The organism is Streptomyces sp. NPDC032745 (assembly GCF_055579465.1).
In genome coordinates, this window is sequence record NZ_JBVING010000013.1 from 203658 (window position 1) to 220168 (window position 16511).

Sequence of the window (16511 nt, forward strand, 5' to 3'; positions counted from 1 at the left end):
TCCTCTGTTCTGGTGGGTGATGTGAAGCGGGGTGGGTGCGGGTCAGGCGTCCGCGGCGCGGACGACGACGGCGGAGTTGAAGCCGCCGTGGCCGCGGGCCAGTACGAGCGCGGTCCGCAGCGGCATCCCCAGGGCGGGGCTGGCCGCTCCGGTGACCAGGTTCAGCGGGCAGTCGTCGGCCGGTATCTCGGTCCCGGTGGTCGGCGGGATCACCTGGTCGCGCAGGGCGAGCAGGGCGGCGGCCACGTCGAGGGACGCGCCGCCGGCGGCGAGCCGCCCGGTCATCGACTTGGGTGCGGTGACGGGCACCCCGCGCGGGCCGAACAGTGCCGTGATCGCCTCCGCTTCGACGCGGTCGGCCGTACGCTCGCCCGCCGCGTCGGCGAAGACGACGTCGACCTCGTCGGGGTGCACGCCCGCATCGGCGAGGGCGAGCTCCGCGGCCGCGCCGAGCCGGGAGGTCCCGTCGGCGTCGAAGGTGGCGGCGTGCCCGGCGATCCTCCCGTAGACGCGGGCGCCGCGCCGGCGGGCTTCCTCGGCGCCCTCGAGGACGAGGAGCGCGCCGCCCTCGCCCGCGACGTGGCCGCTCGCGTCCTCGGCGAAGGGCAGGTAGGCGCGGGCCGGGTCCTCCCGGTCGGTGAGCCCCCCGCCGGCCAGGTAGGCGGCCCAGCCCCAGGAGCACAGCGCGGAGTCGATGCCGCCGGTGACGACGAGCTCGGCGCCCTTGCGGATCTGGCGGCGGGCGTGGGCCATGGCGTCGAGGCCGCCGGCCTGCTCGGAGACGATCACTCCGGAGGCTCCGCGCAGGCCGTGCCGGATGGAGATCTGGCCGCTGTTGACGGCGTAGAACCAGGCGAAGGACTGGTACGCCGAAACGTGCTGGCCGCCCTTGCTCCACAGCGCCTGGAGCTCCTGCTGGCCGAAATCGAAGCCGCCGAAGGAGTTGGCGGTGACCACGCCCGCGGCGTAGTCGGGCAGCTGCGCGGGGTCGGCCCCGGCGTCGTCGAGCGCCTCCTTGGCCGCGGCGAGCGAGAGCCGGGTGACGCGGTCGGTCTGCGGCAGAAGCCGGCTGGAGACGTGGTCGGCGTCGACGAATCCGGGCACCTCCCCGGCCAGCTTCGCCGGATAGCCGCTCGCGTCGAAGCGGCTGACCGGGCGGATGCCCGATTCGCCGCGCAGGACGGCGGACCACCAGGCCTCGGTGCCCAGCCCGTTGGGGGCGGCGACACCGATTCCGGTGACGACGGGGGCCGCGGTGCGGGAGCCCGTGACGGCGGGAGCGGCCTGGGCGGGAGCGGGGGCGGCGACAGCGGTGTTCATCGGTCCGCCTTCAGGTTCGGGCTGGTCAGGATCATCGCGCTCTGGAACCCGCCGAAGCCGCTGCCGACGGTCAGTACCGCGTCGGTGCGCTGACTGCGGGCGGTCAGCGGGGTGTAGTCGAGGTCGCAGGCCGGGTCGGGCTCGTGCAGGTTCGCCGTCGGCGGGACGGTGTCGTGCTCGATGGCGAGGGCGCAGGCGGCCACTTCGAGCGCCCCGATCGCGCCGAGCGAGTGCCCGATCATCGACTTGATGGAGCTGACGGGGACCTCGTACGCGCGCTGTCCCAGACTGAGCTTGAAGGCCTCGGTCTCGTGCTTGTCGTTCTGCTTGGTGCCGGAGCCGTGCGCGTTGATGTAGTCGATGTGCTCGGGCAGCAGCCGGGCCTCGTCGAGCGCGGCCGTGATGGCGGCGGCCATCTCGGCTCCGTCGGGCCGCAGTCCGGTCATGTGGTACGCGTTGCTGCGCGAGGCGAAGCCGGAGATCTCGGCGTAGATGTGCGCGCCGCGGCTGCGGGCGTGCTCGTACTCCTCGATGACGAGGACGGCCGATCCCTCCCCCAGGACGAACCCGTTGCGGGTGCGGTCGAAGGGCCGGGAGGCGGTCTCCGGCTCGTCGTTGCGCGTGGAGGTGGCGCGGATGGCGTCGAAGCAGGCTGCGGTGATCGGCGTGATGGGCGCTTCGGCCGCGCCGGTGACCATCACGTCGGCGCTGCCCTCGCGTACGAGGTCGACGGCGTGCCCGATCGCGTCGAGACCGGAGGTGCAGCCGGTGGACACCAGTGCCACCGGTCCCTGGGCGCCGACGGTACGGGCGACCTCGGCGGCCATCGAGCTCGGGACGAAGTGGTCGTACAGGTGGGGCACGGCCTTGGTGTGGTCGACGAGCGTACGGCTGCCCTGCTCGCTGACGACCCCGTACTCGGCGTCGAGGCTGGTGGTGCAGCCCAGCGCGCTGCCGAGGGTGACCCCGGTGCGCGTGGCGTCGTACGAGCCGGCCAGGCCGCTGTCCGCGACCGCCTCGCGGGCGCTGACGACGGCGAACTGGGCTGCGCGGTCCAGGCGCCCGGACTGCTCGGCGGTGAGCCCGGACTCCTGCGGGTCGAAGTCCGCCTCGGCGGCGATGCGGGAGCGGAACGCGGAGGCGTCGAAGAGGGTGATGGCGCGGGTGGCCGTACGGCCGTCGGTCAGCAGCGACCAGAATTCCTTGGTGCCCGGGCGGCCCGGGGCCACGACCCCGATGCCCGTGATGACGACTCGTCTCATCGCCCTTCCCCCTGTCCTGTCTGGTCGCGGTGGCCGCGCTGCACGATGCGGGCGGCCCGGCCGAGCATCCGGGGCAGTTCGCCGCCCCGGACGAAGAAGTGGTCGCCCGGCACGGTCCGCTGGACGAACCGTCCGGTGGTCCAGCGGTGCCAGCCCTCGGCGGCCCCGGCGCCGACGAGGGGGTCCTCGTGGCCGGTGACCGCGAGCAGCGGTACGGGCACGGGTCCGGGCGTGGTCGGCTCGGTGGCGGCGGACCGCAGGTTGCGGGCGAGCAGGAGATCGTCGCGGAGCACGGGGAAGACCGACCGGAACCAGATGTCTCCGGGCTGCACGCCGGGCGGCAGCGCGTCGAACCGGTCCAGGACGCGCAGCAGTTCCGCCTCGGGCAGTTCCGCGGAATCCGCGAAGACGGCCGGGGTGTCCGGCGGCGGGCTGGCCCCGACGGCCAGCAGTGCGGGCATCGGCAGCCCTTGCTCCAGCGCGACGTGGGCGACCGTGAGGGCCACCGTCGCGCCGAGGCTGTGCCCGTAGAGGATGTAGGGGACGCCGGGCTCGTCGGCGATCTGCTCGAACAGCGGCTTGAGGTCGGCCAGGAGCTCTTCGCGGCCGGTCAGCCGGATCTCACGGCGCCGCTCGTCACGTCCGGGCAGCAGCCAGGACGTGGTCTTCACGCCGCTCCCGGCGAGCTTGTCCCACCGGTAGAACGAGGACACTCCGGCCCCCGCATGTGCGAAGCAGTGCAGCCGTACCGCCTGCCTGTCGCCCATAGCCACCTCCCAGGAACCGAACCACGTAGACCTCGACCCTCACCGACCGCGCTGGAGACCGGCTCGAATCGGTGTGCAGGGGTCGAGGACGCGGTGCGGTCCGGTGGCGGCCGGGCGAGGAGCCGGCGGGCGGCCGCCCGCCCCGGCTCCCCCGGCGGCCGACGCTACTTTGACGACACGAACTAGGCCGCGTACAGGTCGAACGTCGATCCGCGGCGCGGGCCCGCCACCACGTCCAGTGCCGGATCCACCGTCAGCATCGCCTGGTGCAGGCGCTGCAGCTGCGGGGACGGCTCCACGCCCAGTTCGTCTATCAGGCGGTTGCGCAGCCTGCGGTAGACGTCCAGGGCCGTGGCCTGGCGGCCGGACCGGTACAGCGCGACCATGGCCTGCGAGTGCAGGCCCTCGTGCTGCGGATGCCGGGCGATCAGTTCGGTCAGCTCGGCGATGACCTCGACGTGGCGGCCCAGGCGCAGGTCCGCGTCGATGCGCCGCTCGACGGTCACGAGCCGGCTCTCCTCGAGGCGCATGACCTCGATCTCGAGGATCGGCCCCACCCGTACGTCGACCAGCGCCGGACCGTTCCACAGTCCGAGCGCCCTGCGCAGCATGTCGGCCGCGCGCTCGTCGTCCCCCTCCTCGTACGCGTTCTGCCCGCCGGCCACGAGCGTCTCGTACTCGTGTACGTCGACCGCGTCCGGCGGAATCTGCAGCAAGTAGCCGCCGTGCCGCGTCGCGAGCACGTCCTTGGCGCTGCCCGGGACGCCCGGGCCCATGGCGGTGCCCAGCCTCCTGCGCAGCTGCAGGATGTACGTCTGCAGTGTGGTGAGCGCGCTCTGCGGGAGCTCGGTGCCCCAGATCTCCTCCATGAGGGTCTGTACGGGCATCACCCGCCCCGGGTAGAGCGCGAGCAGCGCCAGGATCTGGCGCGGCTTACCGGCCGTCGGAACAATCGAGCCCCCGTTGACCTCGGCACTCAACGGACCCAGAACCTGAATCTGCACGGTCTCCTCCGTTATTTTGTCGAGTTCTCATCGATTTTCAGCCCTCGACTCCGGCACGCTAGCGGGATCCAGTGCCGCGCCTCCGAATTCTTGAGCAGGTATCGAGCCGCCCTCCGTCCAAGACGGTTGCAGGCTGAAAACACAGTGGTAGATTCCGCTCAGGGGATTAAAACCGGCGCATTCACTTACGGCCGCCGGTCTTCGTGTCTTTCCGCAGATCCCGCGAGATCGCCGGGAGGAGGCACCATGGATTTCGGCGCGCACGTCGCCCGGGACGTACCCGGCGACGCCGGGGTGGACTTCCGCATCCTGGGCCCGGTCGAGGTGTTCGACCGGCGTACGGGGGCGTGCATCGTGCCCTCCGGCTCCAAGCAGCGGGCGCTGCTCGCAGCCCTGGTGGTGCGGGCGGGCCACGTGCTGTCCGCGGAGCGGCTCATCCACGAACTGTGGGGCGACCGCCCGCCCGTGAGCGCGGCCAACGCGCTGCAGGCCCACGTGGCCCGGCTGCGCCGGCTGCTGCAGGGCGGGGCTCCGGAGGGGGGCGGCCACGAGTGGATCGCGACCCGTTCGATGGGCTACCTGCTGCGTCCGGGCCGGGCCACCGCCGACGCGCAGCGCTTCCACCGGCTGTCCGCCGAGGGCCGGGCGGCGCTCGGCTCCGACCCCGTGCACGCGGCCGAACTGCTGCGCGGGGCCCTCGCCCTGTGGCGCGGACCGGCGCTCGAGGGCAGTACGCAGGGGCCCATCTGCACGGTGGAGGCGGACCGGCTGGAGGAGCTTCGGCTGACCACGCTGGAGACGCTGCACGACGCGAACCTGCGCAGCGGGCGGCACGCCGAGATCACCCGGGAGCTGGAGCGGCTGACGGCCAGCCACCCCATGCGCGAGCGGCTCTACGACCTCCACATGCTGGCCCTGTACCGGTGCGGCCGGCAGACGGAGGCGCTGGGCGTCTACGAGCGGGCCCGCCGGCGGCTGGTGGACGAGCTCGGCGTCGAGCCCGGACCGGCCCTGCGCGAGCGGATGGAGGCGATCCTGCACCACGCGCCGTCCCTCGCGGTCCCCCGGCCCGCGCTGCCCGTCCCGCTCGCCCCGGCCGCCTCGCCGGACCCGCATGCGGCCCTGCTCGAACTCGGCCGTGAAATCGCCCGTCTCGGCGACCGGATCGAGTCGCTCAGCAGGGAGCAGGAGGAGCTGATCAGGCGTTTCAACCTGCTGGCCGCCGTTCCGGTGCCGGGCGGACAGCTCGTCTGACCCTCGCGGGCGTCCGTACGCGAAGACCCGTACGCGAAGACCCCCTGTCGGCTTCTGCGGCAGGGGGTCTTCGCGTCGGCTCAGGCGAGGCACTCCGAGGGGCGGCCGTGGTACGCGGTCATCTCCTGGAACAGGGCTCCGACGTCCAGCGGCGATCCCTCGGGCAGGCCCTGTTCCTCGGCGTATCCGCGGTGGAGGTTGGGCAGCAGGCGCTCGGTGTCCAGCAGGTCGGCGTAGGGGCCGAGGTCGGTGGCACGGGCCAGCTCGAGCGGGGTCGCGCCGGCCGCGGCGCCCTCCTCGGCCAGGCGCTGGATCCAGCGCAGGTAGGCCTCGTTGGCGTCGAGGAGCTCCGGGCCGCCGACCGGGCCGTGGCCGGGGACGACCGTGGTGGCCCCCAGTGCGCGCAGCCGGTCCAGCGCGCGCAGGGAGCCTGCCACGGACCCCATGACGCAGAACGGCGTGACCCCGTTCATCACGAGGTCGCCGGTGAACAGCACGCCCTGCTCGGGCAGCCAGACGATCGTGTCGTCGGTGGTGTGGGCCGCCGGGCCGATGTGCACGAGCTCGGCCCGGATGCCGCCCACGTGGAGCGTCGTGCGGTCCCGGAAGGTCAGTTCGGGCGGGGTGACCTCGATGTCGCCCCAGCAGACGTCCGGCCACAGCCCGGCCATGTGCAGCCCTGCCGCCTGAACCATGGCCCGGGTCCGCTCGTGGCCGATGGTCAGGGCTTCGGGGAAGACGAAGTTGCCGTAGGTGTGGTCGCCGTGGAAGTGGGTGTTGACCACGGCGCGCGGCGGCCTCGGGGCCAGGCGCAGCGCGGCCCGGCGCAGCTGCCGGGCCCGGCTCTCGGTGGCGGCGGTGTCGACGAGCGCGCTGTGGCCGCCGTCGGTGAGGATGCCGGCGTTGTTCAGGCACCAGCCGCCCTCTGGCTGGACGTACGCGTGGACGCCCTCGGCCACCTCGATGACGGCGCTCTTGGCGTCCACGGGGCACCTCTTTCTACGAAGATCCGGTAATACGAATTCTCGGACTCCGCGACGCCGCCCCGCTCGATTTTCCCTTGATTTTCCGTTGGATTCCGGACTCCGGTTCGTTTTCCCCACCCATCTCGATCGAATGTCGAGCGGATTTCCAAGGAAATCCTTTCCGGCCACCGATTCGTCACGGCGCGCCGCGGGTCCGTCAGACTCCGGCGGGCTCCGGCAGGACCAGGCGGCGGGGCGCGGCGCGCCCCCACGGGAATCCGTGGTGCAGGTGGACGGCCGGCGGCCGCGTGTCGTCGACCTCGACCGCGACCGCCGCCAGCACGTCGGGCACCGGCTCGACCTCCAGGAACCGCCAGCGCGCCGCCGCGTCGTCGGCCGGCGGCCGGAACGACAGGACGCCCCGGTCCTCGGCCAGGGTGAACACGAAGGAGTCGAAGGGCAGGCCGAGTCCCAGCCCGCGGGCTTTGGAGTACGCCTCCTTCAGCGTCCACAGGCGCAGGACGCGCCGGTCGCGCGGCCGCCCGGGGGCGGCACGGGCGATCCACTCCTGCTCCTCGCGGGAGAACGTCGCGATGATGCTCTCCAGACCGCGCTCACCGCGGTCGAGCCGCTCGACGTCGACTCCGATGCGCAGGCCCCGGGAGACGCCCAGCAGGTTGTACGCGTTGGCGTGCGAGAGGTTGAAGTCCAGCGTGTCGGCGCCGCGCGGCAGGCCTCCGGCGGGCGTCTGGAGGAAGGGCCGCCCGCGCGAGGAGCGCCAGATGATCGCCTCGGCCTCGGGGATGCCGGTCTCCAGGGCCAGCACCCGGCGCACCAGGGCGTGGGCGACGAGGTACTGGCGGCGGTCGCGTTCGAAGAGGAAGCGGCCGGCCACCTGCTGCTCGTTCTCGTCCAGCCAGTACGAGGCCAGGGTGGCGGCGATCCCGGGCGCGAGGTCCTCGTTGGGGCAGAACCACAGGTTGACCGGGGCCGGCTCGTTCTCCCCCTGCCCCGCCGGGTCGAAAGACAGCGCGGTCATGCCGAACCCTCCTCGCCGCCCAGCCACAGCGGTATGCGCAGGAATGCGGATGCGGGCAGCGGTACGGCCACGGCGGCTGCCCCGTGGGCCGGTTCGAGCGCGGTCCAGTCGACGTCGAGCCCGGACAGCCACAGGCCGCGGAGCTGGTGCAGGTGCCCGGCCTGCCAGAGCGCGGCGAGGTACCCGTCCGTCTCCGGTACGCCGCCCAGCCCCAGCGGGTCGGCGCCGCCGTCCCGCAGATCGGCGCAGGGAGCGCCCTCCCGTACGAACCGCTCCAGGACCCGCACCAGTTCGCCGGTGTCGGCGACGACGGCCGCGAACCGGCAGTCCATGCCGGCCCGGCCGGTGCGCAGGGCGCGGGCGAGCGCCTCGAGCGGGGGCAGCGGGCCCGGTCCGCCGAGCAGCTCGGCGAACCGCCGCGCAGTGGCGGCCAGATGGGCGGGTGTGGGGGCGGACAGTACGAACAGCTCGTCGGCCGCGGGAGCCCGGTCCGCCTCCGGTCCGGCGGCGGGGGTGGGTACGTACTCCTCCAGGACCACCTGCGCGTCCGCGCCGCCGGCTCCGCGCACACCGACGCAGATCCGCCGGGGCTCGCCCTCCCCGTTCTCCCCGCTCCCCCAGGGCTCTGCCTCGGCGCGGCCGGGGCCGGGTGCCAGGATCCGGTGGCGCAGCTGGAGCACGGCCCGGGTCAGGGCGGCGGCCCCGGTCGCGGGGCCCGCGTCGCCGACGAGGGCCCGTACGGATCCGGCGTTCTCGCGGACGGCCACGGCCGACGCGTCGACCCCGGCCGCGCGCAGGGCTTCGCGCAGCACCCGCTGCGCGGGGGCGTCCGCCGGGGCCGCGGGCTGCGTACCGCGAACGGCGCAGGACTCGCGCAGGGCAGCGGCGGCGCGCGCGGCGGCACCCGTACGCGCGTCGGCGGCCCGGGACCTGCGGCCGGGGCCGGCTGCCGACGGATCGGGGGCGGTGTGGCCGACCGCGCTGCCGCGGACCACGCAGTGGACGCTGTCCCCATCGGCCAGGGCCCGTTCCAAGGGCTTGAGCAGCAGCGCGCCGACGCCTTCGCCCGCGCCGGGGCGCCGGCTGGACGGGTGCAGCAGCAGCCGGACCCCGCCGACGAGCGCGGCGGCACATTCGCCGCGGTGCAGGGCGGCGACGGCCAGATGGAGGGCGACGAGCACGGAGGACTCGGCGGTGTCGACCGACTGGCTGGGGCCGGTCAGGCCGAGCAGGGCGGAAAGCCGGTTGGGCAGGCTCCACTGGCCGCCCGGGGGCATCGGGCGGGGCCGCTCGGGCGTCCACGTCCGGGCCGCGAGCAGCACGTAGTCACCGCTGCCGGCGCCGGTGAACACCCCGACGCTGCGCGGCGTCCCGTCGCGCGCGGTCAGGGCGTCCAGGCGGCCGCCGGTGCAGCCGGCGTCCTCGAGGGCCTCCCAGGCGGTCTCCAGGAACAGCCGCTCCTGGGGGTCGATCAGGGCGGCCTCGTGCGCGTCGATCCCGAAGAACTCCGGGTCGAAGTCCTGTACGCGCTCCAGGTAGTGGCCCCGCTCGTCGCCGGGCCGGCCGGACGGCGGCTCGGAGACGGTGTCGTGCCCGCCGCGCGCGTGCCGCCAGAAGGAGGCGAGGTCGGGGGCGCCCGGGTAGCGGCCGGCCATCCCGACCACCGCGATCGGCTCGGTTCCCGGCCCGGCGGGCGCGAGGGGCCCGGCGGGCGCGGAATCGGCGCTGCGGCCGGGAGCCGGGTGTGCTGCGGCCGGGGACGGCTCCTCGGCGTCCTGCTCCGGCCAGGCGTCCGGCAGTGCGAAGACCACGGGTCCCGAACCGGTGGCGGCACCGGCCCCACCGGCGGCGCCGGTCAGCAGAGCAGCCACCTGGGCCCGGTCCAGATGGCCGTTCTTGAACCGGGTCAGGACTTCCTTCTCGTCCATCTGGACGTGCTCCTTCTAGGGGTGTCCGGCGAGTCAGGGCCGGATGGGCCGGGTCGTCTGGTGCCGTGGAGTGCAGGGCGGAGGAGGGAGGCAACGCGGTGGGGGTGCCTCCCAGCGGTGGCTGGGGGACGTCGGCGACCGACGACAACGCGGCAAGGCGCGCGGTGCCTGGGGGAGGGCCGGGCCGGGCCCGGCCCTGACCCGCCGGACGGCCTCCTGGGATGGAAAGAGCTTCAGCCGCGGCGGGCGAGCAGCACGAGTGCCTCGTCCACGGTGAGCCGGTCGTCGCGGATCGCGTCCAGCAGGACGTCGAGATCACCGCCCGGCAGCGGCCGTACCGCATGGGCAGCGGCGGTGGTGAGGCCGGGAGCGGCGGACACCGGCCCGGCGGCCGGACGGAACGCCGGCTCCGGCACCTGGGGAACAGGGCTCCGGAGGGCCGCCGGAGCAGGGGCGGCGTCCTGCGCGGCCGCCCCGGTGCGCGCCGCGATGTAGGCGGCCATGGCGGCGAGGTTGGGGTGCTCGTAGAGCAGCACCGACCGCTCCTGGAGACCGAAGGTGCGGTTGACGACCGCGATGAACTCCGCGCCCACGATGGAGTCGACACCGAGCACGTTGAACGCGGCGGTGGTGTCGATGTCCCAGGGGTCGCAGCACAGGATCCCCGCGAGCTGCTCCCGCAGGACCTCCGCGATCCGGGTCGCCGCAGCGGCCGCGGGCACCTGCCGCTCGAGGCCCGTGGCCGGCGCCGGGACGGCGGCGGCGGGGAAGGGGACGGCGGGGAAGGGGACGGCGGCGGCAGCCGCGACCGGAGCCGCTGCGGAGACGGCGTGGGAGACGGGGGCGGAGACGGGGGCGGCGGCCGCACTGCTCGCCGCCCGCGCGACCTCGCGTGCGAAGGACGCCGGCGTCGGGAAGTCGTACAGGTCGGTCGCCAGCACCCGCAGCCCGTACCGGGTGTTGACGACGGCCACGAACTCCACGACCAGCAGGGAGTCGAGCCCCATGGACTGGAACGTCTGCTCGGGGTCGATCTTCTCCGGCTTGACCCGCAGCACGTCGCCGAGCACCCCGATGAGGTCCGTCAGTACGTCCGCAGAATGCTCATTCGTCATCGCAGGCTCCTCCAAGTCGTCGGTGGCACACGGTCACGCGGTGCTGCCCGAGAACACCGGCCGGGACCGGCGGGCCGGGGGTTCGGCAGGGGCGTCGCCCACGAGACGGGGCGCGGGATCGGTACCCGGCATCCCGACGCGGAAGTTCTTCTCCGCGCCCTCGGGCACCAGGCAGGGCAGCAGCAGCGACCACACCCCGGCCACCCGCCGCTGGAGCTCGGCGTACGGCATTCCGGTGGCGGCGAGCGACTCGATCCCGCAGCTCGCCGCGGCGACCAGCGACTCGATGCTCTCCCAGCGGCCCTCGGCGCGCAGTTCACCCGCGTCGCGGGCCTGGCGCAGCAGTCCGCAGACCTCTGCGAGCCAGATCCGGTGGAAGTCGGTGGCGAGCGCAGGCATTCCCGCGCACTCCTTGGTGATGCGGAAGCTGGCCGGGATCGCCGGCTCCTCGCGCAGGTTGAGCGCGAGCCAGTGCGTCGTGTTGATCAGCGTCTGGAGCGGAGAGAGGCCGGATGCGCGCAGTTCGCGCACCGACTCGTGCAGCAGCTCGCAGCCTCGCAGCTGGACCGCCTCCGCCAGTTCGTCTTTGGAGGCGAAGTGGAAGTACAGCGCCCCCTTGGTCACTCCCGCGAACGCGGCGATCTCGCCGAGTGTCGCGTTCGCATAGCCGTTGCGGTGGAACATCTCGGCTCCCGCATGTACGAGCTTCCTGCGGGTCCGCTCCGACCTGTCCTGCATCGCGCTGCCTCCTCGGCCCGTGGTCCGGGCTCGCGGCCGGCCCGGCGAGCCGATCGCGGCCGCGTTCCTCGTATCGCGTAGGGCCATCTCAGCCCACGCGTACGAGTCGCTCGCTGTTCGTGTCCGTGGCCACCGGACTCTCGGGGCTGGCCATCAGGATCGATCGCTGCAGCCGGCGCAAGGCGGCTGACGGCTCGAGCCCGAGTTCGCGCACCAGGGTGGCGCGCAGCCGCTGGTAGACGTCGAGTGCCTCGCCTCGGCGGCCGGAGCGGTGCAGGGCCAGCATGAACTGGCCGTGCAGGTTCTCGTGGGTGCGGTACCGGCTGGCCAGCACCGTCAGTTCGGCGAGCAGCTCGCGGTGCCGCCCGAGCCGCAGATCGGCCTCGATGCGCTGGTCGAGCGCGCAGAGCCGGGTCTCTTCGAGCCGCCGGGCCTCCATGTCCAGCTGGATCCCGCCGTGCACGTCGGCGAAGGCGGGCCCCGACCACAGGGCCAGCGCCTCGCGCAGTTGCCGGGCCGCGCCCGGGAAGTCGCCCGCGTCCATCGCCCGGTAGCCGATGCCGGCGAGCCGGTCGAACTCGCGGACGTCGCTGGTGCCGCCGCCGCTGTTGAGCAGGTAGCCGCCGGGCAGCGTGACGAGCACGTCCTTGGCGGTGCGCCGCTCCGTGTCGCCCGCGGTGCCCCCGGCACCTTCGCTGCCTTCGCCGTCTTCACCGGCGGCCGCGCCGTGTTCCAGTGCGTTCGCGATGAGGGCCCGCAGCTGCAGTACGTAGGTCTGCAGCGTGGTGCGGGCACTGCGAGGCGGTGTTCCCGCCCACAGTTCCTCGATCAGAGCCGACACCGGGACGACCTGGTCGGCATGAAGTGCCAGCAGTGCCAGCACCTGTCGCGGTTTGGGGGCCGTTGGCGTTACGGAGACTCCGTGCTCCCGAACCGCCAGTGTGCCCAGTACTTCGATGTCCACGCCGTACTCCCCTGTCCGTGGATGAGCCTTCGCCAGTAAAAAACAGGACCGGCGGTTTGTCAATACGAAACCGACCGTGCTGTTTTTATTTCTTAGCCCACCTAACGATCCCTCATGTACCGCTCTGACCTGGGACGTTACGGTCGTCAGAGCTCATGGGTACCCCTTCCGCCCCACTCTGCATCCCCTGCAGAACAAACCGAGGAGGGCAAAAACAGACCACCAGGTCTCCACTTGCAGGCCGAGGCGGGCGCACAAAAGCCCCGGCCCCTCCGCGCGGATGCGGGAGGGAGCCGGGGCAGGGTGGTCGTGTGGCACGCACCCCTACTGCTCGCGGGCACCCTCGGCCTTCAGGTCCGCGAGAACGGGAGCCGGTACGAGCGTCGGCAGCAGGAGCCGCCAGAACCGGGTGACCGTGGACTCCGAGAGCCACGCCACGTCCCGGGCGCCGAGCACCTCGAAGCCCACGGTCGCGGCCACCACGGCGGTCACCACGTCCCGGGCCGCCACCTCGGGGTGCAACTCGCCCTCGGCGTCGGCCTGTTCCAGCGTCTCCTCGACCCATCTCCGCCAGCGCTCGCGCAGATCGGACTGCGACACGCGGGACGGTTCCCCGCTCAGCTCGAAGCCGGCCCGCAGCACCACGTCGGTGCGCAGCGCCGCGGCGAGTCCGTGGGTGACGTCGACCAGAAGCTGCACACGGCCCGCCCCGGGCGGGGGCCCGGGATCGGTGACGGCCAGCAGCCGGGTGAGCGCCGCCGCCTCGACGGCGTCCGCCAGTGCGGCCTTGCTCGCGAAGTGGAAGTGCAGCGCCCCGTTGCTCACCCCGGCCAGCGAACTGATCCCGGTGAGCGACGCCACCGGGAAACCCTCCCGGTCGAAGATCTGGGCCGCGGACCGGATCAGGGTTTCACGCGTGCGCGCCGCGCGCTCCTGTTTGACCATCGACTACTCCGTCACTGCGAGGGTTTGCCACGCCCGCGAGGGAGCGGCGGTACGTGCTTGCTCGGAGCCGCGCGAGGGAGCTGCTCCTGATGGCGCCCCCGGCACCACCCCTCACAGCCAATGACAGGCCTCTCCAACAGGATGCGACCCCGCTCCGTACGGCCACTGTAACAAACCGCCTGTGCGGTTTTCGTCGAAACAACTCGCCACGCTCGGTAATGTCCGAAAAATGGGCCAAGTCGCCAGCGTCATTCGGGCACACTCGGTCACGTTCAGCCACGCTGCTCGAGAATCGCTGTCGCCACACTCGACTCACCCGGGAGAGCGGACAGCCGAAGCCGCTGGGACCACGGCGGTCCATAGGTCGAAGAAACCCCTCTGACCAGGGAGAACGACCCACTCGGAAGAAGGTTCTGCGGTGTTCGCAGTAGCGGAGGCTCAGCTACCGCTAGAAATTAAACCGGTTGGTATGTATCTTTCCCGGCCAGAGGCACATCACGCCCTACTCGCCAGCGGAGCCCAGGGGGAGCAATGTCTGCGAGCACGTTTCAAGTTGAACGAACCCCGTTCAACGGAGAAATGACGGGACGGGACGGCTGGACTTCCACGAACAGACCCGGCGTTCTTCACCCCACCACCTGGACCACGACCGTTCCCAAGGAGTTGGTGCACCGCGCCGCCGTCGCCGAGGTCATGCTGACCGACTGGCAGCGCCTGGACGACACCCACTTCACGGTGACGGCGCAGTGGCCTCGCGGTCACAGCTTCTACACCCCCGTCCACGGCAGCCATCACGACCCGCTCATAGCCGTCGAGACGTTCCGCCAGGTCGGCGCCCTGCTGGGCCATGCGGAGTTCGGCGTCCCGTTCGGGCATCAGTTCCTGCTCAGGGACCTCAGCATCGCGGTGGAGCCCCAGCAGCTCGAGATGGACTGGGCACCCGCCTCGATCGACATCGCCGTCACCTGCACCGACGTCAAACGGCGCGGCAACCAGCTGGCGAGCCTGCGCTACGAGGCCGTGATCCGCCGCGACGGTCGACTGGCCGCGACGGCGGCTGCCTCGTACACGTGCATCTCGCCGATCGTCTACCGACGGCTGCGCGGCGACCGCGCCCTGAGCGGCGAACAGCGGCAGCTGCCGCTCACCGCCCCGGCGGCCCCGCAGAGCGTCGGACGCCTGTCGCCCATGGACGTCGTCCTGTCCCCCACCGACAGGCCGGACCGCTGGTACCTGCGAGCTGACACCCGCCACCCCGTGCTCTTCGACCACCCTGTCGACCACATACCCGGCATGGTGCTGCTCGAGGCCGCCCGACAGGCCACTTCCGCCGTGCTGGGACGCTGCTCCTTCCTTCCCCTCAGCCTGGACAGCACCTTCGAGCGGTACACAGAACTGGACACTCCCTGCGTCATCGAGACGCACGAACTCCCCAAAGGGGTGGTCCCCGAAGGACGGGAGGCCATCCGGGTGACCGGCCATCAGAACGGCCGCCGCGTCTTCAGCTCCATCGTGACCGCAGGGTCGTGCGACCTCTGACGGCCACCGGCATCACGTTGACACGAAAGCGCTCAGGTGATCCCTCGCCCATCCGCGGAAGCAACGGGCAGGCCGGCCGAGCAGCGCGGGGACCGTCGGGTCCACCCGGGCCTTCGCTCCGGCGCGCTGGCGCTCCGCGCCGGCCAGGAGCGCCTCCACGAGGTGTCTCGGATAGCGCTCGCCCAGTGCGGTACGTGCCTGCTCCGGACCCAGTTCCTCGAAGCGCAGCGGACGGCCCAGCAGCTCGGCGAGCTGGGCGGTCTGCTCGGCCGCAGTGATCGCCTCGGGCCCGGTCAGCGTGTAGGCCCGGCCCGCATGGCCTCCCCCCGTGAGGGCGTGCACCGCCACGTCCGCGATGTCCCGCGGATCGATGCAGGCGTTGCCCGACGACCCGCACAGGGCCCGCACCACGTGGTCCGAGCGGACGGACGCCGCCCAGGACAGGGAGTTGGACATGAACGAGCGCGGGCGCAGCAGCGTCCATTCCATCCCGGAGCGTTGCAGCAGCTCCTCGTTCCCGCGCTGCCACCGGGTGATCAGGTCATCCGCCCCGGAGTCCTCGACGGCCGCGGCGGAGAGCTTCACCACGCGCCGTACGCCGGCCGACCGCGCGGCGTGGATGAAGCCCGCATCGTCGTCCCCCCCGACGCGGCTGGTCACCAGGAAGGCGGTGCCCACCCCGCGCAGGGCTCGTACGAGCGACGCCCTGTCGCGGTAGTCGCCGTGAACGAGCTCGGCCGTCGCAGACGCGCCCGTGACGCGTTCCGGTTCCCTGGCCATGACGCGCACCTGCAGCTCGGCGGGGAGCCGCCGGACCACTTCCCGCCCGATCGTCCCCGTGGCGCCGGTGACAAGAAGCATGTTTCCCCCCTGACCTGACAATTTCCTCCGCCGCTATCGGCCGAAGATGGTTACCCGCTGTAAGATACGAACTGAGCGGTTTTTTACTGACGCCCCACCACCAGAGCAGGGAGGATCCAGAGTGGCTGAGCAGGTCCGGGCCATCCGCACACGGCAGGCGATCCTTTCTGCGGCGGCCAAGATCTTCGAAGATTCCGGTTACCAGGCGGCCACGATCTCCCAGATCCTCACCGAGGCCGGGGTGACCAAGGGAGCGCTGTACTTCCACTTCCAGTCGAAGGAAGACCTGGCGCAAGGCGTACTCGCCGAACAGGATCAGCGGATCATGGTCCCCGACCGCACTTCCAAGGTGCAGGAGATCCTGGACATGGTGATGCTGCACGCCTACCGCCTGCAGACGGATCCCATGGTGCGCGCCGGTGTACGGCTGACCATGGACCAGCTTGCGCAGGGCCTCGACCGCAGTGGCCCGTTCGTGCGCTGGGCCGAGGTCGTCACCGCATCGCTCCAGAAGGGCCAGGAACAGGGCGAGCTGCTGCCGCACGTCGTTCCGGCCGAGACCGCCGACATCATCGTGGGCTCGTTCGCCGGCGTCCAGTCGATGTCCCAGGCGATCTGTGACTACCGCGACCTGGCCGTCAGAGCATCCGCACTGATGCGCCACCTGCTGCCCAGCATCACCGTGCCCTCCGTCCTGGCCTCGCTCGACCTCGCCGAGACGCGGGGAGCCACGGTCTACGCCGAGGCCCTCAAGGTGGCGGACGAGCTGGAGAACGCCGACGCCATCGCCTGAGCGGCCGGTCGTACCGG

The 16511-nt window shown here is 72.4% G+C and carries 15 protein-coding genes; 3 read left to right on the plus strand and 12 right to left on the minus strand.

Translation table 11 applies throughout. The features are described 5' to 3' along the window. Positions 1 to 42: 42 nt before the first annotated feature. From ACZ5WG_RS29485 to ACZ5WG_RS29500, 4 genes are all read right to left on the minus strand, one after another. A complete protein-coding gene (locus tag ACZ5WG_RS29485; RefSeq protein WP_468727109.1) occupies positions 43 to 1320 on the minus strand; it encodes a ketosynthase chain-length factor in 1278 nt (425 codons plus the stop codon). Beyond that, complete coding sequence (locus ACZ5WG_RS29490; RefSeq protein WP_267003595.1) at positions 1317 to 2582, minus strand: beta-ketoacyl-[acyl-carrier-protein] synthase family protein; 1266 nt, start codon at positions 2580 to 2582, stop codon at positions 1317 to 1319. Before ACZ5WG_RS29490 ends, ACZ5WG_RS29485 begins: the two co-directional genes overlap by 4 nt. Then, a complete protein-coding gene (locus ACZ5WG_RS29495) occupies positions 2579 to 3349 on the minus strand; it encodes a thioesterase II family protein (protein ID WP_468727111.1) in 771 nt (256 codons plus the stop codon). Before ACZ5WG_RS29495 ends, ACZ5WG_RS29490 begins: the two co-directional genes overlap by 4 nt. Positions 3350 to 3531: 182 nt before the next feature. After that, positions 3532 to 4353, minus strand: coding sequence for an AfsR/SARP family transcriptional regulator (locus ACZ5WG_RS29500; protein WP_266674249.1), 822 nt, complete (start codon positions 4351 to 4353; stop codon positions 3532 to 3534). A 246-nt stretch (positions 4354 to 4599) separates the two neighbouring features. Here ACZ5WG_RS29500 and ACZ5WG_RS29505 point away from each other — a divergent pair, with 246 nt between their 5' ends. Further along, complete coding sequence (locus ACZ5WG_RS29505) at positions 4600 to 5607, plus strand: AfsR/SARP family transcriptional regulator (RefSeq protein ID WP_468727112.1); 1008 nt, start codon at positions 4600 to 4602, stop codon at positions 5605 to 5607. Between the two features lie 80 nt (positions 5608 to 5687). Here ACZ5WG_RS29505 and ACZ5WG_RS29510 read toward each other — a convergent pair whose 3' ends face one another. The 7 genes from ACZ5WG_RS29510 to ACZ5WG_RS29540 form a co-directional block, all read right to left on the minus strand. After that, on the minus strand, positions 5688 to 6593 hold the full coding sequence (locus tag ACZ5WG_RS29510) for an MBL fold metallo-hydrolase (RefSeq protein WP_468727115.1): 906 nt from the start codon (positions 6591 to 6593) through the stop codon (positions 5688 to 5690). Positions 6594 to 6789: 196 nt separating this feature from the next. Beyond that, on the minus strand, positions 6790 to 7611 hold the full coding sequence (locus tag ACZ5WG_RS29515) for a 4'-phosphopantetheinyl transferase family protein (RefSeq protein WP_468727117.1): 822 nt from the start codon (positions 7609 to 7611) through the stop codon (positions 6790 to 6792). After that, positions 7608 to 9539 carry a beta-ketoacyl [acyl carrier protein] synthase domain-containing protein gene (locus tag ACZ5WG_RS29520; RefSeq protein WP_468727120.1) on the minus strand — a complete coding sequence of 644 codons (1932 nt, stop codon included), beginning with the start codon at positions 9537 to 9539 and terminating at the stop codon, positions 7608 to 7610. The genes ACZ5WG_RS29515 and ACZ5WG_RS29520 overlap by 4 nt, the downstream gene beginning before the upstream one ends. 233 nt (positions 9540 to 9772) lie before the next feature. Beyond that, on the minus strand, positions 9773 to 10654 hold the full coding sequence (locus ACZ5WG_RS29525) for a phosphopantetheine-binding protein (RefSeq protein ID WP_468727122.1): 882 nt from the start codon (positions 10652 to 10654) through the stop codon (positions 9773 to 9775). A 33-nt stretch (positions 10655 to 10687) separates the two neighbouring features. Continuing rightward, positions 10688 to 11392, minus strand: a complete 705-nt coding sequence (locus ACZ5WG_RS29530) for a ScbR family autoregulator-binding transcription factor (RefSeq protein ID WP_468727124.1) — start codon at positions 11390 to 11392, stop codon at positions 10688 to 10690. 88 nt (positions 11393 to 11480) lie between these two features. Continuing rightward, entirely contained in the window at positions 11481 to 12356 is an 876-nt protein-coding gene (locus ACZ5WG_RS29535) for an AfsR/SARP family transcriptional regulator (RefSeq protein WP_468727126.1), read from the minus strand. A 324-nt stretch (positions 12357 to 12680) separates the two neighbouring features. Further along, positions 12681 to 13301 carry a ScbR family autoregulator-binding transcription factor gene (locus tag ACZ5WG_RS29540; protein ID WP_468727128.1) on the minus strand — a complete coding sequence of 207 codons (621 nt, stop codon included), beginning with the start codon at positions 13299 to 13301 and terminating at the stop codon, positions 12681 to 12683. 579 nt (positions 13302 to 13880) lie between these two features. On the opposite strand from ACZ5WG_RS29540, the gene ACZ5WG_RS29545 reads away from it, so the two are divergent. Next, a complete protein-coding gene (locus tag ACZ5WG_RS29545) occupies positions 13881 to 14840 on the plus strand; it encodes a ScbA/BarX family gamma-butyrolactone biosynthesis protein (RefSeq protein ID WP_468727129.1) in 960 nt (319 codons plus the stop codon). 12 nt (positions 14841 to 14852) lie between these two features. On the opposite strand, the gene ACZ5WG_RS29550 is transcribed toward ACZ5WG_RS29545, so the two are convergent. Next, positions 14853 to 15701 carry an NAD(P)H-binding protein gene (locus ACZ5WG_RS29550; protein ID WP_468727131.1) on the minus strand — a complete coding sequence of 283 codons (849 nt, stop codon included), beginning with the start codon at positions 15699 to 15701 and terminating at the stop codon, positions 14853 to 14855. A gap of 121 nt (positions 15702 to 15822) precedes the next feature. On the opposite strand from ACZ5WG_RS29550, the gene ACZ5WG_RS29555 reads away from it, so the two are divergent. Further along, positions 15823 to 16494: a ScbR family autoregulator-binding transcription factor gene (locus tag ACZ5WG_RS29555; RefSeq protein ID WP_468727132.1), complete on the plus strand. Its 672-nt coding sequence runs from the start codon at positions 15823 to 15825 to the stop codon at positions 16492 to 16494. The last annotated feature ends 17 nt before the right edge of the window (positions 16495 to 16511 follow it).

Excerpts from the sequence above, each read along its gene's own strand:
- ACZ5WG_RS29540 (WP_468727128.1), bottom strand. The coding sequence starts at position 13,301 with ATGGTCAAACAGGAGCGCGCGGCGCGCACGCGTGAAACCCTGATCCGG.
- ACZ5WG_RS29545 (WP_468727129.1), top strand. The coding sequence starts at position 13,881 with ATGACGGGACGGGACGGCTGGACTTCCACGAACAGACCCGGCGTTCTT.
- ACZ5WG_RS29520 (WP_468727120.1), bottom strand. The coding sequence starts at position 9,539 with ATGGACGAGAAGGAAGTCCTGACCCGGTTCAAGAACGGCCATCTGGAC.
- ACZ5WG_RS29530 (WP_468727124.1), bottom strand. The coding sequence starts at position 11,392 with ATGCAGGACAGGTCGGAGCGGACCCGCAGGAAGCTCGTACATGCGGGA.
- ACZ5WG_RS29515 (WP_468727117.1), bottom strand. The coding sequence starts at position 7,611 with ATGACCGCGCTGTCTTTCGACCCGGCGGGGCAGGGGGAGAACGAGCCG.
- ACZ5WG_RS29505 (WP_468727112.1), top strand. The coding sequence starts at position 4,600 with ATGGATTTCGGCGCGCACGTCGCCCGGGACGTACCCGGCGACGCCGGG.
- ACZ5WG_RS29550 (WP_468727131.1), bottom strand. The coding sequence starts at position 15,701 with ATGCTTCTTGTCACCGGCGCCACGGGGACGATCGGGCGGGAAGTGGTC.
- ACZ5WG_RS29490 (WP_267003595.1), bottom strand. The coding sequence starts at position 2,582 with ATGAGACGAGTCGTCATCACGGGCATCGGGGTCGTGGCCCCGGGCCGC.
- ACZ5WG_RS29495 (WP_468727111.1), bottom strand. The coding sequence starts at position 3,349 with ATGGGCGACAGGCAGGCGGTACGGCTGCACTGCTTCGCACATGCGGGG.
- ACZ5WG_RS29525 (WP_468727122.1), bottom strand. The coding sequence starts at position 10,654 with ATGACGAATGAGCATTCTGCGGACGTACTGACGGACCTCATCGGGGTG.
- ACZ5WG_RS29485 (WP_468727109.1), bottom strand. The coding sequence starts at position 1,320 with ATGAACACCGCTGTCGCCGCCCCCGCTCCCGCCCAGGCCGCTCCCGCC.